The sequence below is a fragment of the Rhizobium sp. SRI_017 genome (assembly GCF_057586295.1).
In genome coordinates, this window is record NZ_JBYCZP010000004.1 from 220,268 (window position 1) to 235,564 (window position 15,297).

Sequence of the window (15,297 nt, forward strand, 5' to 3'; positions counted from 1 at the left end):
CCATGGCACAAGCCGGGCAAATCGCAAGATCCGATGGAGACAATGACGTGAAGCCCGAGGAACTCAAGAAACTCGACGCCTATTTCAAGCGGACCCTCAATCCCAACATCATCGTGAAGGCACGCCCGCGCAAGAATGATTCGGCGGAGGTTTATCTCGGCGAGGAATTCCTTGGCGTGATCTATCGCGATGACGAGGACGGCGACCTTTCCTACAACTTCTCGATGGCGATCCTCGACGTTGATCTCTGATCGACTCAGCCTCTTGATTTCGCAAAAAATTCACACACGAACCCCCGCAAACCGGCTCAGGTTTCGGGGGTTTTTCTTTTGCATTGCCGTTCCGAAGGTTGACTTTTTGTGCAGTGCACATATATTTTAGGAATGTCACAACAAAACAGGACGGGACCCGCAATGTTCAAATTCGAAGATACAAATCTCTACGGAAAAGAAGCGATGGACTCGGTGCTGAAGAGCTATTCCACCGCCACCAAGGGCTTGCAGGCAATCGCCTCCGAGACAGCCGAATATTCCAAGAAGGCCTATGAAGCCAACGTGGCTCATGTCGAGGCGCTGATGTCCGTCAAGAGCTTCGAAGCCGTCATCGAACTCAATACATCTTTCGCCAAGACGATGATCGAGGGCTACCTTTCAGAGCTCAACAAGCTCGGCGAAATGTATTCCGACATTGCCAAGCAGAGCTACGCTCCGGCCCAGGCCGCCGCCAGCAAGGCGACCGAGGTCGTGAAGGCCAACGTTGCCAAGGCTTCTGCCGCCGCAGCCGCTTAAGCGGATTCTCCACGATTTTTCAATGCGCCGGCCGCCTGCGAGGGCGGCCGGTTTTTTGTGCTGTGGAGGGAACGGTTCGGGTCGCGAATTTGTCTCCATTTCGGGACAAGATAGTGTGATTAGTGTTGCGAGCCGTGAAAAGGCTCTTAAAATACCGCTTTGCGACACCACATAAGGCGTACTGTTCCCGGGCGGACTGGACGCGGAACAACAAGGTTCGATGGCAGGCATGAGCGACTATATCTACCGTATGCAAGGCGACAACGAAGGCGGCAACGTCTCCGGGGGCCGCGGAACATCGGTGATCACGCGTGTCCAGCCGAAGGTGAAGAAACCGAGCCTCTACCGCGTCCTGCTTCTGAACGACGACTATACGCCTATGGAGTTCGTGATCCACACTTTGGAGCGCTTCTTCCAGAAAGACAGGGAAGCGGCAACGCGGATCATGTTGCAAGTGCACAATCACGGTGTCGGCGAATGCGGCGTCTTCACCTATGAGGTCGCCGAGACGAAGGTGATGCAAGTCATGGATTTCGCCCGGGAACATCAGCATCCGCTGCAATGTGTCATGGAAAAGAAATGAGGTTCTGAACGTGCCCACATTTTCGTCAAGCCTTGAAAAGGCCCTTCATCGGGCACTCACGCTCGCCAATGAGCGCCGCCACGAATATGCAACTCTCGAACATCTCCTGCTTTCGCTGATCGAAGATACAGACGCTGCTGCCGTGATGACGGCCTGCAATGTTGATCTCGACAAGCTCAAGAAGTCGGTGAGCGATTACGTCGACAACGATCTCGCCAACCTCGCCACCGGTTATGATGAGGATTCCAAGCCGACGTCCGGCTTCCAGCGCGTCATCCAGCGCGCGGTGATCCATGTCCAGTCGTCCGGACGCGAAGAGGTGACCGGTGCCAACGTGCTCGTGGCGATCTTCGCCGAGCGCGAGAGCCATGCCGCCTATTTCCTGCAGGAGCAGGACATGACCCGCTACGACGCGGTCAACTACATTTCGCACGGCATTGCCAAGCGTCCCGGCTCCTCGGAGCCGCGCACGCCGAAGGGCGTAGACGAAAGCGAGCAGGAAGCCCGGCCAGGCGCCAGCAGCAAGGAGACCGAGGACGGTCAGAAGAAGCCGCTCGACGCTCTTAAGGCCTACTGCGTCAACCTCAATGAAAAGGCCAAGAACGGCCGGATCGATCCGCTGATCGGCCGCATGGCCGAGGTCAACCGGACGATCCAGATCCTGTGCCGCCGCTCCAAGAATAACCCGCTCTATGTCGGTGATCCCGGTGTCGGCAAGACCGCGATCGCGGAAGGCCTCGCCAAGCGCATCGTCGAGAAGCAGGTTCCGGAAGCACTGCAGGATGCGACGATCTTTTCGCTCGACATGGGCACGCTGCTTGCCGGTACCCGTTATCGCGGCGATTTCGAAGAGCGACTGAAGCAGGTCGTCAAGGAGCTCGAGGATTTCCCGGGTGCCGTGCTCTTTATCGATGAAATCCACACCGTGATCGGCGCTGGCGCAACGTCAGGCGGCGCGATGGATGCGTCGAACCTGTTGAAGCCGGCTCTGTCCTCTGGTGCGATCCGCTGCATCGGCTCGACGACCTACAAGGAATACCGCCAGTTCTTCGAGAAGGATCGGGCTCTGGTCCGCCGTTTCCAGAAGATCGACGTCAACGAACCCTCGATCGATGATGCAATCGACATCATGAAGGGCCTCAAGCCCTATTTCGAAGAGTTCCATCATCTTCGCTACACCAACGAAGCCATTAAGGCGGCGGTCGAGCTTTCGGCGCGGTACATCACCGACCGCAAGCTGCCGGACAAGGCGATTGACGTGATCGACGAGACCGGTGCGGCCCAGATGCTTCTGCCGATATCCAGGCGTCGCAAGCTGATCACCGAGAAGGAGATCGAGGCGACGATCGCTACCATGGCTCGCATCCCGCCGAAGACGGTGTCGCGCGACGATGAGGCGGTTCTCGCCAATCTTCAAACCGAGCTCGCTTCGGTGGTCTATGGTCAGGAACTGGCGATGGAAGCGCTGGCCTCCGCGATCAAGCTGGCACGCGCCGGCCTCCGCGAACCCAACAAGCCGATCGGCTCCTACCTGTTCTCCGGTCCGACCGGTGTTGGCAAGACCGAGGCCGCCAAGCAACTCGCTGCCTCGCTCGGCGTCGAATTGCTGCGCTTCGACATGTCGGAATATATGGAACGCCATACGGTGAGCCGCCTGATCGGCGCGCCTCCCGGCTATGTCGGCTTCGATCAGGGTGGTCTCTTGACCGACCAGGTCGACCAGCATCCCTATTGCGTGCTTCTGCTCGACGAAATCGAGAAGGCGCATCCGGATATCTACAACATCCTGCTGCAGGTGATGGACAACGGTGCGCTGACCGACAACAACGGCAAGAAGATCGATTTCCGCAACGTCATCCTCATCATGACCACCAATGCCGGTGCGTCTGACGCGCAGCGTGCGGCTATCGGCTTCGGTTCGACCAAGCGCGAAGGCGACGAAATCGAGGCGATCAACAAGCTGTTCACGCCGGAGTTCCGCAACCGCCTCGACGCGATCATCCCGTTTTCGTCGCTGCCGATGTCGGTCGTCCACAAGGTCGTGCAGAAGTTCGTCATGCAGCTGGAATCGCAGCTCGCCGAACGTCACGTCACCTTCGAACTCACCGAAGAGGCCACGCAGTGGCTCTCCGAAAAGGGTTACGACGACAAGATGGGTGCTCGCCCGCTGGGCCGCATCATCCAGGAGAACATCAAGAAGCCGCTCGCCGAGGAGATCCTTTTCGGCAAGCTCAAGAAGGGCGGCATCGTCCGGGTGTCGGTCGGCATCAAGCCCGATGGCAAGCACGGTATCGTGCTCGAGACCTTGCCGGAAAACGTGCCTGTGAGGCCGAAGGACGAAGCTGAAGTGGCTGCGACCGTCAAGGCGCCGAAGAAGGCCAAGGTCGAACCCGCTGTCGTCGCTGCCGACCCGGTGGATGACGAGCCCAAGCCGCGCAAGCGCACACCGAAGAAGAGCGACTGATGCAAACTTGAAAAACATGGCCGATTGGGCTATGTTTTCGGAGTGGTGGACGAGGCGGTAACCCCGCCCACCGTTTGTTTACTTAGTGAATTGAACCCGGACGGTTGCTGACCAGCTCGTCCGGGTTTTTCTCACCGTAAACGTGATGCTAAATGGCTTCCATCACATAGCTCACCTCCGTGCTCGAAGGGCGAGGCACTCGCCTGGTGTCGATGGAGCCAATCTCCAGCGATGCGTCTCTGGTCACGACGCTTTCTGCTTTCGCCTTCGAACACCTAACAAATATCACGCCATTTCCCGCTTTGGTAGTGTTGGTGCGACATGTAGGTTGCATCGATTGCAATGACGCTGCTCGCGACCTTTCCGCTGGCGATATGTTCCCATCCGGGTTATCAAAGTCTCGGCCTGACAGCCTGAACGCAACCGGAGGGGCGGCGCGGGAATGCGGATTTTTTCCTATGTTTTCAACTATAAGGCTGTTCCCTACGCTGAAATACGCGCCTTTTGCGTTCATCTTCTCACCGCATCCGGTTCCTTCCTCGCTTTCCTCGGCGTGGTAGCCGCAGCGGAGCATCGTTTCGTCGACATGTTCTGGTGGCTCGGTCTTGCGCTGATCGTCGACGGCATTGATGGGCCGATTGCGCGTAAGGTGCGGGTGAAGGAAGTTCTGCCCAACTGGTCCGGGGATACGCTCGACAACATCATCGACTATGTCACTTATGTGCTGCTGCCGGCCTTCGCACTCTATCAGAGCGGCATGATCGGCGAACCCTGGTCCTTCGTGGCTGCCGGCATCATCGTGGTCTCCTCCGCTATCTACTATGCCGATATGGGCATGAAGACCGATGAATATTTCTTCTCTGGCTTTCCAGTCGTCTGGAACATGGTGATCTTCACGCTCTTCGTCATCGAGCCATCGGAGACCGTCGCCTTCGTCATCGTCGTCGGCTCCGCATTGTTGTCATTCTTCCCAATCTGGTTCCTGCATCCGGTCCGCGTGAAGCGACTGCGGCCCCTTAATCTCGCTGTCTTCCTGATTTGGGCGGTGCTGTCGGGCATCGCACTGCTCAAGCATTTCAAGTCGCCGGATTGGGTCGTCTGGGGTGTCGTTGCGACGGGTCTCTACATGTACTGCATCGGCTTTGTGCTGCAGCTATTCCCCAATCTCGGCCGAAAGGACTGACATGAAAAGCAGGGCAATCGTCATCCGCGGCTATGGCGGACCCGAAGTCCTCGAACTGACTGAGATCGACGTTCCGGCCCCGAGCCGTGGCGAAGTCCAGATTCGCCACTCGGCCGTCGCGCTCAATTTCGTCGACACTTATTATCGCACTGGCCTCTACAAGCCCGAAGGCGGATTGCCCTTCGTTGCAGGCAGCGAAGCGGCGGGCACGGTGATATCGGTCGGCGAGGGCGTATCAGACTTCCGCGAAGGCGACCGAGTCGCCTATCCGAGCAGCAACGGCGCCTATTGCGAGCTGCGCAACATTGCCACGAAATCGCTGGTCCGACTGCCTGAGGATATCTCGTTCGAGACCGCGGCCGGCGGCCTGATGAAGGGTATGACGGTCGAATTCCTGCTCAATCGCACATACGAGGTCGGCCCGGAAACCGTCCTACTCTGGCATGCTTCGGCGGGCGGCGTCGGCTTGATTGCCGGTCAGTGGGCGAAGGCGTTGGGTGCCACCGTCATTGGCACAGTCGGCAGCGCCGAGAAGAAGAAGCTGGCGCTGGCACACGGCTACGACCATGTGATCAACTACAGCGAAGAAGATTTCGTCGCCCGCGTGAAGGAACTCACCGACGGAAGGGGTGTGGATGTGGTCTACGACTCCGTTGGCAAGGACACGTTTCCAAAGTCGCTGGACTGCCTCAAGCCGCGCGGCCTCTGGGTTACCTTCGGCAATGCATCCGGCCCGGTCCCGCCCATGGCGCCATCAATCCTTGCGCAAAAGGGCTCGCTCTTCATGACGCGCCCGACGCTCGGCAACTACATCGCCACGCCGCAAGAGCTTAACGAATGTGCAGAGGCGCTTTTTGCTATTGTGCGAGGCAACAAAGTGGTTATCAATGTCAATCAGACCTATCCATTGGCTGACGCCGCACGTGCGCATGCCGATCTGGAGGCCAGACGAACGAGTGGAACTACATTGCTGATACCCTAATAAAAACAAAGGGATCAGGGGGGAAGAAGGCTGGGGAAATCGGTGACGGAGTCTGACGCGGGCGGCGTAACCCCGCTCCTTGAGGTGCGCAGCATCTCCAAGCTCTTCGGGTCGTTCGCGGCCTGCAACGGGATCGACCTCAAGATCGCGCCCGGCGAAATTCACGCACTTCTCGGCGAGAACGGTGCGGGCAAATCCACTCTGGTAAAAATGCTGTTCGGCGTGCTGTCGCCGAGCTCAGGCCAGATTATCTGGCAGGGAAATCCCGTCACCATCGGCAGCCCGGGTGAAGCGCGCAAGACCGGCATCGGCATGGTCTTCCAGCACTTCTCGCTGTTTGAAGCGCTCACTGTCGCCGAGAACATCGCGCTTTCGCTCGATCGCAACATCCCGCTCGGCAAGATCGCAGAGCAGGCTGCCGCGCTTTCGAGGGCCTATGGCCTGCCGCTCGATCCGCATTCGCATGTCGCCGACCTCTCGGTGGGCGAACGCCAGCGCATCGAGATCGTCCGGGCGCTCTTGCAGAATCCCAAGCTGATCATCCTCGACGAGCCGACCTCCGTGCTGACGCCGCAGGAAGCCGACAAGCTGTTCGAGACGCTGATGAAGCTGAAGGCCGAGGGCCGCTCGGTCCTCTATATCAGCCACCGCCTAGAAGAGGTTCAGCGCATCTGCGACCGCGCGACCGTGCTCCGTCATGGCAAGGTGACCGGAGCCTGCGACCCGCGTCAGGAGACCCCAGCCTCGCTCGCGCGCATGATGGTTGGCAGCAATGTAGCGGAGGTCGAAAAGACGACCTCCGACGCGTCCGGGCCGATCGGCCTGGAGACGCGAAAGCTGAGCGCCAAGGCCCGCACGCCCTTCGCCGTGACACTCAAGGACGTCTCACTCGATGTCCATGCCGGTGAAGTACTGGCTATCGCCGGTGTCGCGGGCAACGGACAAGGAGAACTCTTTGATGTTCTTTCGGGCGAATACACGGTCTCTGACAATGACGCGGTGAAGATCCGGGGCAAGGCCGTCGGGCTGTCCGGAATCTCGGCTCGCCGGCTGCTGGGTGCGGCTTTCGTGCCCGAGGAACGCCACGGTCACGGCGCGGTGACATCGATGAGCCTGTCGGAAAACCTCGTACTCTCGCGCAATAGCTCCGACCGCAAGGCGTTCCTGGCCGGCGGCGTGCTTCGCATCATTCGCTCGTCCACCGTGTCAGCTGCCACCAAGCGGATCTGCGAGGCCATGGATGTCCGCAAGAGCGGCGAAGACCCCGCAGCCGGATCTCTGTCGGGCGGCAATCTCCAGAAATTTATCGTCGGCCGCGAACTCGACCGCCAGCCCGGTGTGATGGTTGTCAACCAGCCGACCTGGGGCGTCGATGCGGGTGCTGCGAGCCGCATCCGCCAGGCACTGGTCGACCTCGCCAAGGCGGGCTCCGCCGTGCTTGTCATCAGTCAGGATCTCGACGAAATTTTCGAAGTCGCCACGCATGTCGCTGTGATCCATGACGGTCGGCTGTCCAAGGTCTATCCGGCCGCAGCGCTCGATCGTGAGAAGATCGGCCTGCTGATGGGCGGGATGGACACACAGCACGAGGCCGCCCATGCGCATTGAACTCGAAAAACGGGCGAGCGCCTCACAGCTCTACACCTTCCTCTCGCCGTTCATTGCGCTCGCCTTGACGCTGATCTGCGGCTTCATCCTGTTTGCGGCGCTCGGCAAGGATCCGTTCCAGGCGCTCTACCTATTCTTCATCGATCCGCTGCGTGAGGAATGGTCGCTCCACGAACTCGCGATCAAGGCCGGGCCTCTGATCCTGATCGGTGCCGGCCTCTCGATCTGTTATCGCGCCGGCAACTGGAATATCGGCGCCGAGGGCCAGTTCATCTTTGGCGGCATTTTCGGCTCCCTAATGCCGGTTCTGTTCTACGAGTGGACCGGCCCCTGGCTGCTGCCGCTGATGATGGTGATGGGCATGATCGGGGGCGCTGCCTATGGCGCCATTCCGGCGTTGCTCAAAACGAAATTCAATACCAACGAGATTCTGACCAGCCTGATGCTCGTCTATGTCGCCCAGCTCTTTCTCGACTGGCTGGTGCGCGGGCCCTGGCGCAATCCGGGAGGCATGAATTTCCCGGAGACACGTGTGTTCGACCCCTCGGCGGTGCTGCCGGCGATTTGGGAGAGTTCCGGCCGGGCACATTGGGGGTTTGTCTTCGCGATCGTCGCGGCAATCCTGCTCTGGTTCATGATGGAATTCACGCTGCGGGGCTATCAGGTGAAGGTGCTCGGGCAGTCGGTGCGGGCAGGGCGCTTTGCCGGCTTCTCTGCGTCTGGCATGGTCTGGTTCTCCTTCCTGCTTTCCGGTGCGCTGGCCGGACTTGCAGGCATTGCCGAAGTGTCCGGTGCCATCGGCCAGCTCCGGCCGTCGATCTCGCCCGGTTACGGCTTCACCGCCATCATCGTCGCGTTCCTCGGACGCCTTAGCCCACTTGGCATTATCGTCTCTGGCCTCATCCTCGCGCTGACCTATCTCGGCGGTGAAGCGGCGCAACTCTCGCTCGGTGTCTCGGAGAAGGTCACACGCCTGTTCCAGGGCCTGCTGCTGTTCTTCGTGCTGTCCTGCGATACGCTGATCCAATACAAGATCCGGCTCGTCTGGAATCGCGTCACCGGCGCGACGGGAGGCGTGTAAACGATGGGCGTTTTCGAATCGATCCTGATCACCATCATCACCGCCTCGACGCCGCTGCTCTTGGCTTCGATCGGCGAACTGGTGACGGAACGCGCCGGTGTGCTCAATCTCGGCGTCGAGGGCATGATGGTCATGGGTGCCGTCATCGCCTTTGCCGTGTCGTTGACATCAGGCTCGCCGCTGCTCGGTGCGCTCGCCGGCGCGCTTGCCGGGGTTGCGATGTCACTGCTGTTCGGCTTTCTGACGCTCAGTCTGGTTGCCAATCAGGTCGCGACAGGGCTCGCGTTGACAATTCTCGGGCTCGGTCTGTCCGGCATGATCGGCGAGTCTTTCGTTGGACAGCAGGGCACCAAGCTCGGCGCCTTCCTGCCGGAGGTTTTGAAATCCATTCCCTTCGTCGGCCCGGTTCTGCTCGGCCAGGATCTGATCTTCTATGTCTCGATCGCACTGGTGATCGGCGTGAACTATTTCCTGTTCCGCACCCGCGCCGGCCTCGTATTGCGCTCGGTCGGCGACAATCACGGTTCGGCGCATGCGCTCGGCATCAATGTCATCGGCATCCGCTATCTCGCGGTAATGTTCGGCGGCGCTTGTGCCGGCCTTGCTGGAGCCCACCTGTCGCTGGTCTACACGCCGCAATGGGTGGAAAACATGACCGCAGGGCGCGGCTGGATCGCGCTGGCGCTTGTCGTCTTCGCATCGTGGCGGCCCTACCGCCTACTGGTCGGCGGTTATCTCTTTGGAGCGGTTTCGATCGGCCAGCTTCATGCCCAGGCCTTCGGCATCGCCATACCGTCGCAGTTTCTGTCGGCGCTCCCCTATGTGGCGACGGTCGTCGTGCTGATCGTGATCTCGCAGAATCGCCGCCTTACCCAGATCAATACACCGGCTTCGTTGGGCAAGTCCTTCGTTCCGGATCGCTGATAGAATGAAAACAACGTCCAAGAGAGGATCAACAATGAAGAAACTGCTTCTTTCCCTCGCCGCCACCGCGGCCATGATCGGTGTTTCCACCATCGTCCATGCTGCCGATCCGCTGAAGGTCTGCTTCCTCTATGTCGGCTCCAAGACCGATGGCGGCTGGACCCAGGCCCATGAACTCGGCCGCCAGGAGCTGATCAAGGCGATGGGCGACAAGATCACCACCGAAGCGCTTGAAAACGTGCCCGAGGGCCCGGACGCCGAACGTGCCATCGAACGTTTCGCGCGCTCGGGATGCCGCCTCGTCTTCACCACCTCCTTCGGTTTCATGGACCAGACCCTGAAGGTCGCCGCCAAGTTCCCGGACGTGAAGTTCGAACATGCGACCGGCTACAAGACCGCCGACAACGTCGCGACCTACAATTCGCGCTTCTATGAAGGCCGCTACATCCTCGGCCAGATCGCCGCGAAGATGTCCAAGACGGGGACCGCTGCCTACATCGCTTCCTTCCCGATCCCCGAGGTCGTGCAGGGCATCAATTCCTTTGAAATCGGTGCCCGCTCGATCAACAAGGACTTCAAACTCAAGGTCATCTGGGTGAACACCTGGTTCGATGCCGGCAAGGAAGCCGACGCCGCCAAGGCAGCGATCGACCAGGGCGTCGACATCATCACCCAGCACACCGACTCGACCGGCCCGATGCAGATCGCCGAAGAGCGCGGCATCAAGGCTTTCGGCCAGGCCTCCGACATGATCAAGGCCGGTCCGACGGCGCAGCTGACGGCGATCAAGGACACCTGGGGCCCGTATTACATCAAGCGCGTCCAGGCCGCACTCGATGGCAGCTGGAAGTCGCAATCGAGCTGGGACGGCCTCAAGGACGGCATCCTGCAGATGGCGCCGTACACCAACATGCCAGACGACGTGAAGAAGATGGCCGAGGAAACCCAGGCCGCGATCGAAGCCGGTACGCTCAAGCCCTTCACCGGTCCGATCAACAAACAGGACGGCACGCCTTGGCTTAAGGACGGCGAGAGCGCCGACGACGGCACGCTGCTCGGCCTCGGCTTCTATGTCGAAGGCGTCGAAGGCGACCTGCCGAAGTAAGGCGATCAACCCTACAAACAGAGAACCCCGTTAGCGATGGCGGGGTTTTTCATTGGCATTGCGTCAGGCAGGATTCTTCTCGGGCAACGCCGCATCGGCCTTGGGCTTTTGGAATCGGGACGCAATTCGGCGACCCAGCGCTATGCCCGGCTCCTCGATGAGGCGATAGCAGAGCCATGCGGAACCGTAAGTCAGCACGCAGGTCAGGGCCAGCGCTGAGACAAAGCGGGGCAGAGGCGTCATATCAGGGAAGCTCAGCGCCAGCCAACCGCAGACCGGCAGCATGACCAGTAGGTGGATCAGGTAGACGCCATAGGAGACATCGCCGATCCAGCGGCTGAACGGATTGGAGAACACCTTATCCAGAACGCTGACAGGCCCTTGCAGCAGGCCCGGCAGGCGGTCCTTGTAGAGCAGCGCCAGGAAGCCGAGCACGATGCCGATCTTGATGGCGCGATGCATTGCCGAGCGACCGCCGCCGAGCGGCACGAAGATCACGGCAATCGCGCCCAGGATCAGCAGCCATCTCCACTTCGCATCGGCCTTCAGCGTCATCGCCATCAGCATGCCGGCGGCAAAGAGGTGGAACTTCATCGGTAGCATCGAATAGGCGCCGATGACGAAGCCGCTGCGGTCCAGCCAAGTCCCGACGAGTGCCATCACCCCGACCAGCAGCGCCATGCCGGCAACGCGGCCCAGCTTGAGCACGGCGATCATCAGAAAAGGCAGGACGAGATAATACTGCATCTCGAGCCCGATCGACCAGTCGGGCAGGGCGGTGCGGAAATTATGCGTCCAGGTCGCGCCGAAGACGAAGCTGACATGCATCAGAATATTCGTCAGCGACTGGTCGAGATAGCGGTCGGCATAGCGCGCCTGTTCCTCGACGCCACCGGGCATGATCGAGGCGGCATCGAGGCGCGCCTGCCAGAGCTCTGGTCCGAAATACAGGGCGACGGCGAGGCAGGCATAGTAGAGCGGCGCTATGCGAAAGAAGCGCCTGACCCAGAAGGTCTTCCAGGTGTCGGGCGCCATCCAGGGCTCGCGGGTCTCCCGTGCCTGGTAATGATAGGTCATCAGGAAGCCGGAGATGATGATGAAGAGCTCGACGGCCATGTCGGGCTCGGCAAGGATCATCAATTTGTAGCCGGTGAGGAACATGGCGTGACCAACCACGACCCAAAGGGAGGCGATGCCACGCAGCCCGTCGAGAAATGCCAGTTGGTGCCTGCTCTCGGCCATGAACTCTCCAGTCGTAAGGCCGGCTCGCTTGCGCGGTTCAGGCCTTGTTGTCGAGGAACCAGCGGTAGACCGCACTGATCCCGTCCTTGAGCTCGATCGAGGGCTTCCAGCCCATGCCCCGCAACTTGTCGGCGCTCATAAGCTTACGTGGTGTGCCGTCAGGCTTGGTCAGATCGTGCTCGATCGTGCCCCTGTAGCCCACGGCGTCACAGACCATCTGCGTCAGCTCAAGTATGGTCACGTCCTCGCCCGAGCCGATGTTCACATGGCCTGGCGCCGAATGGTTCTTCATCAGGTGCACGCAGGCATCGGCGCAATCATCAACGTGGAGAAATTCACGGCGCGGCGTGCCGGTTCCCCAGATGGTGATCGAGGGTGCGCCGGACAGCTTCGCCTCATGCGCCTTGCGGATCAGGGCCGGCATGACATGCGAGGAATTGAGGTCGAAATTATCGCCGGGGCCATAGAGATTGGTCGGCATGCCGGAGATGTAATCCGAACCATGCTGCTTGCGAAAGGCATCACAGAGCTTGATGCCGGCGATCTTGGCGATGGCATACCATTCGTTGGTCGGTTCCAGCAGTCCGGTCAGCAGAGCGTCTTCGGTGATCGGCTGTGGTGCGAACTTCGGGTAGATGCAGGACGAGCCGAGGAACATCAGCTTCTCGACACCCACCCTGTGGGCGCCGTTGATGATGTTGGCCTCGATCATCAGGTTGTCATAGAGGAAGTCCGCCGGATAGGTGTCGTTGGCGAGAATGCCGCCGACCTTGGCGGCTGCCAAGAACACCGCATCCGGCCTGGTCTTCTCGATCCAGGCAGTGGTTTCGGCCTGGTTCCGCAGGTCGGCATCCTGGCGAGAGGCGGTCAGCACCTCGCAGCCTTCGCTGGCCAGCCGCCGGACGATGGCGGACCCCACCATGCCGCGATGGCCGGCCACCCAGACCCGCTTTCCTGTTAGCGAATACATCGGCTCAGGCTTCCTTCATCACCGTGGCGGTCTGCATGACCTTGAGGTCTTCATTGACCATCTCGCGGCAGAGGTCGCGCACCGAGGTCTCGTGCTTCCAGCCAAGCTGCTGGTGAGCCTTGGACGGGTCGCCGATCAGGAGTTCGACTTCGGTCGGGCGGAAATAGCGGGGATCGATCTCGACCACGATCTTGCCGGAAAGCTGGTCGTAGCCTTTCTCCTCGACGCCCTGGCCGCGCCATTCGAGATTGATGCCGACATCTTCGAAAGCCCAGTTGATGAACTGGCGCACTTCCGTGGTCTCGCCGGTCGCGAGCACGTAATCGTCCGGCTTGTCCTGCTGCAGCATAAGCCACATGCCGCGGACATATTCGCGGGCATGGCCCCAGTCGCGCTTGGCGTCGATATTGCCGACATAGAGCTTTTCCTGCTTGCCGAGGCGGATGGCGGCGGCGGCGCGGGTGATCTTGCGGGTGACGAAGGTCTCGCCGCGCAGCGGGCTCTCATGGTTGAACAGGATGCCGTTTGAGGCATGCATGCCATAGGCTTCGCGGTAATTGACCGTGATCCAGTAGGAATAGAGTTTTGCCGCGGCGTAGGGCGAACGCGGATAGAATGGCGTCGTCTCGCGCTGGGGGACTTCCTGCACGAGGCCATAGAGCTCGGAGGTCGAGGCCTGATAGAAGCGGGTCTTCTCTTCCATCTTGAGAATGCGGATCGCTTCCAGCAGGCGCAGCGTGCCGATGCCATCTGCATTTGCCGTGTATTCCGGCGTCTCGAAAGACACGCGCACATGGCTCTGCGCCGCAAGGTTATAGATCTCGTCCGGCTGCGCTTCCTGCACGATGCGGATCAGGTTGGTCGAGTCGGTCATGTCGCCGTAGTGCAGGATGAATCGCTGGTTCTCGACATGCGGATCCTGGTAGATGCTCTCGATGCGGCTCGTGTTGAACGAGGAGGAGCGGCGCTTGATGCCGTGGACGATATAGCCCTTTTCGAGAAGAAGTTCGGCGAGATAGGCGCCATCCTGGCCGGTAATGCCCGTGACGAGCGCAACTTTTCTCTTCTCAGTGCTCAATGACGTCTCCTGTTGAACGCAATCCGTGGGATGTCTCACCCGTTGGCCTTGGCGCTAGTGGCCGATTGGGGCGGCAAAATGTCAGAACCCGGTCGCACGGCAAAGAGGCGATCCGGAAACCGGAACCGCACCGGCGAAAGCTCGAAGACCTTGAAATTTCTGCCCCTGCGGCCTTCCATACCGAAGGTCGCTAAACACTGCAATCGTCCTGTCTTGCAGACAGACGAAAGCCCGTACGCTGCCTGAACGCACGGGCTTCAGAAATGTTCCGTCGACGCGCTTGCGTTATCAGTGGTAGCGGCGGATCAGCCCGACAAGCTTACCCTGGATCTTGACACGATCGGGGCCGAAGATGCGTGTCTCATAGGCAGGGTTCGCGGCTTCGAGGGCGATCGAAGCGCCCTTGCGGCGGAACCGCTTGAGCGTCGCTTCCTCGTCGTCGACGAGTGCCACCACGATGTCACCTGGGCTCGCAATGTTGCCATTGCGGATGATGACCGTATCACCGTCGAGAATGCCGGCCTCGATCATCGAGTCACCCCTGACCTCGAGCGCATAATGATCGCCTGCGCCGATCATGCCCGCAGGCACGGCAATGTCGTGCGTGGTATTCTGAATTGCTGAAATCGGCACACCGGCGGCAATCCGCCCCATGACGGGGATCGACACTGAACCATCGGCATCATCGTTGGCTGACGGTCGGGGTGATGCCGGGGCAGGCGTCTTGCCGAGCGAACCCTCGATGACGCTGGGTGAAAAACCCTTGGTGGGCTTCACGCTCGGCGAATAGGCCTCGGGCAGCTTGATGACCTCGAGCGCACGCGCCCGGTTTGGCAGGCGCCGGATGAAGCCGCGCTCCTCCAGGGCAGTAATCAACCGATGGATGCCGGACTTGGACGCGAGATCGAGCGCATCCTTCATCTCGTCGAAAGATGGCGGAATTCCCGACTCCTTCATCCGCTCGTGAATGAAGAGAAGCAATTCCTGCTGTTTTCTGGTGAGCATCGTCTATCCCCGGGCAGAATCGGTGAAACAAATCTGGAACAAACACTATATGTTCCATGTATGTTCTGCAAGGGTTTAAAATTTGCTTATATCTGCATGGATCAATAAGAATATTTCGCACGCCGAACTACGCGGCGCTCGCGCGCCCCGTAGTTCGGTTTTAGACCTGTCAGATGGCGGTGAAGTCGCTCGCGTCTATCTCAGTCGGCTTGATGCCGATGAGAAGGATGTCACCGCCGACAAAGCCGACAAGCGCGCATTCTTGCCAGACTTCGCGAGCGTGA

General features: G+C 60.0%; 14 protein-coding genes. 10 read left to right on the forward strand and 4 right to left on the reverse strand.

The window, feature by feature from the left end; genetic code table 11:
- The first annotated feature begins 47 nt into the window (after window positions 1-47).
- The 10 genes from AC2YI2_RS11255 to AC2YI2_RS11300 all read left to right on the forward strand — a co-directional run bounded on the left by AC2YI2_RS11255 (window position 48) and on the right by AC2YI2_RS11300 (window position 10,718).
- Entirely contained in the window at window positions 48-251 is a 204-nt protein-coding gene (locus tag AC2YI2_RS11255; RefSeq protein WP_487386561.1) for a DUF3126 family protein, read from the forward strand.
- Window positions 252-413: 162 nt separating this feature from the next.
- Entirely contained in the window at window positions 414-788 is a 375-nt protein-coding gene (locus AC2YI2_RS11260) for a phasin family protein (protein WP_487386562.1), read from the forward strand.
- Window positions 789-1,017: 229 nt separating this feature from the next.
- Window positions 1,018-1,371, forward strand: coding sequence for an ATP-dependent Clp protease adapter ClpS (gene clpS, locus AC2YI2_RS11265; protein WP_487386563.1), 354 nt, complete (start codon window positions 1,018-1,020; stop codon window positions 1,369-1,371).
- 10 nt (window positions 1,372-1,381) lie between these two features.
- Complete coding sequence (clpA, locus tag AC2YI2_RS11270) at window positions 1,382-3,835, forward strand: ATP-dependent Clp protease ATP-binding subunit ClpA (RefSeq protein WP_487386564.1); 2,454 nt, start codon at window positions 1,382-1,384, stop codon at window positions 3,833-3,835.
- Between the two features lie 442 nt (window positions 3,836-4,277).
- Window positions 4,278-5,018, forward strand: coding sequence for a phosphatidylcholine synthase (gene pcsA / locus AC2YI2_RS11275; RefSeq protein ID WP_487386565.1), 741 nt, complete (start codon window positions 4,278-4,280; stop codon window positions 5,016-5,018).
- Window position 5,019: 1 nt separating this feature from the next.
- Complete coding sequence (locus tag AC2YI2_RS11280; RefSeq protein WP_487386566.1) at window positions 5,020-6,000, forward strand: quinone oxidoreductase family protein; 981 nt, start codon at window positions 5,020-5,022, stop codon at window positions 5,998-6,000.
- Between the two features lie 42 nt (window positions 6,001-6,042).
- On the forward strand, window positions 6,043-7,608 hold the full coding sequence (locus AC2YI2_RS11285) for an ABC transporter ATP-binding protein (protein ID WP_487386567.1): 1,566 nt from the start codon (window positions 6,043-6,045) through the stop codon (window positions 7,606-7,608).
- Window positions 7,598-8,689, forward strand: a complete 1,092-nt coding sequence (locus AC2YI2_RS11290; RefSeq protein WP_487386568.1) for an ABC transporter permease — start codon at window positions 7,598-7,600, stop codon at window positions 8,687-8,689. Before AC2YI2_RS11285 ends, AC2YI2_RS11290 begins: the two co-directional genes overlap by 11 nt.
- Before the next feature lie 3 nt (window positions 8,690-8,692).
- Complete coding sequence (locus AC2YI2_RS11295; protein ID WP_487386569.1) at window positions 8,693-9,613, forward strand: ABC transporter permease; 921 nt, start codon at window positions 8,693-8,695, stop codon at window positions 9,611-9,613.
- 34 nt (window positions 9,614-9,647) lie between these two features.
- Window positions 9,648-10,718, forward strand: coding sequence for a BMP family ABC transporter substrate-binding protein (locus AC2YI2_RS11300; RefSeq protein ID WP_487386570.1), 1,071 nt, complete (start codon window positions 9,648-9,650; stop codon window positions 10,716-10,718).
- Window positions 10,719-10,781: 63 nt separating this feature from the next.
- Here the strand turns inward: AC2YI2_RS11300 and AC2YI2_RS11305 are convergent, their stop codons facing one another.
- The 4 genes from AC2YI2_RS11305 to lexA all read right to left on the reverse strand — a co-directional run bounded on the left by AC2YI2_RS11305 (window position 10,782) and on the right by lexA (window position 15,013).
- Window positions 10,782-11,960: an acyltransferase family protein gene (locus tag AC2YI2_RS11305; protein ID WP_487386571.1), complete on the reverse strand. Its 1,179-nt coding sequence runs from the start codon at window positions 11,958-11,960 to the stop codon at window positions 10,782-10,784.
- 37 nt (window positions 11,961-11,997) lie between these two features.
- Window positions 11,998-12,930, reverse strand: coding sequence for a GDP-L-fucose synthase (fcl, locus tag AC2YI2_RS11310; protein ID WP_487386572.1), 933 nt, complete (start codon window positions 12,928-12,930; stop codon window positions 11,998-12,000).
- A 4-nt stretch (window positions 12,931-12,934) separates the two neighbouring features.
- Window positions 12,935-14,008: a GDP-mannose 4,6-dehydratase gene (gene gmd / locus AC2YI2_RS11315; protein WP_487386573.1), complete on the reverse strand. Its 1,074-nt coding sequence runs from the start codon at window positions 14,006-14,008 to the stop codon at window positions 12,935-12,937.
- 288 nt (window positions 14,009-14,296) lie between these two features.
- A complete protein-coding gene (gene lexA / locus AC2YI2_RS11320; RefSeq protein ID WP_487386574.1) occupies window positions 14,297-15,013 on the reverse strand; it encodes a transcriptional repressor LexA in 717 nt (238 codons plus the stop codon).
- Window positions 15,014-15,297 lie beyond the last annotated feature (284 nt).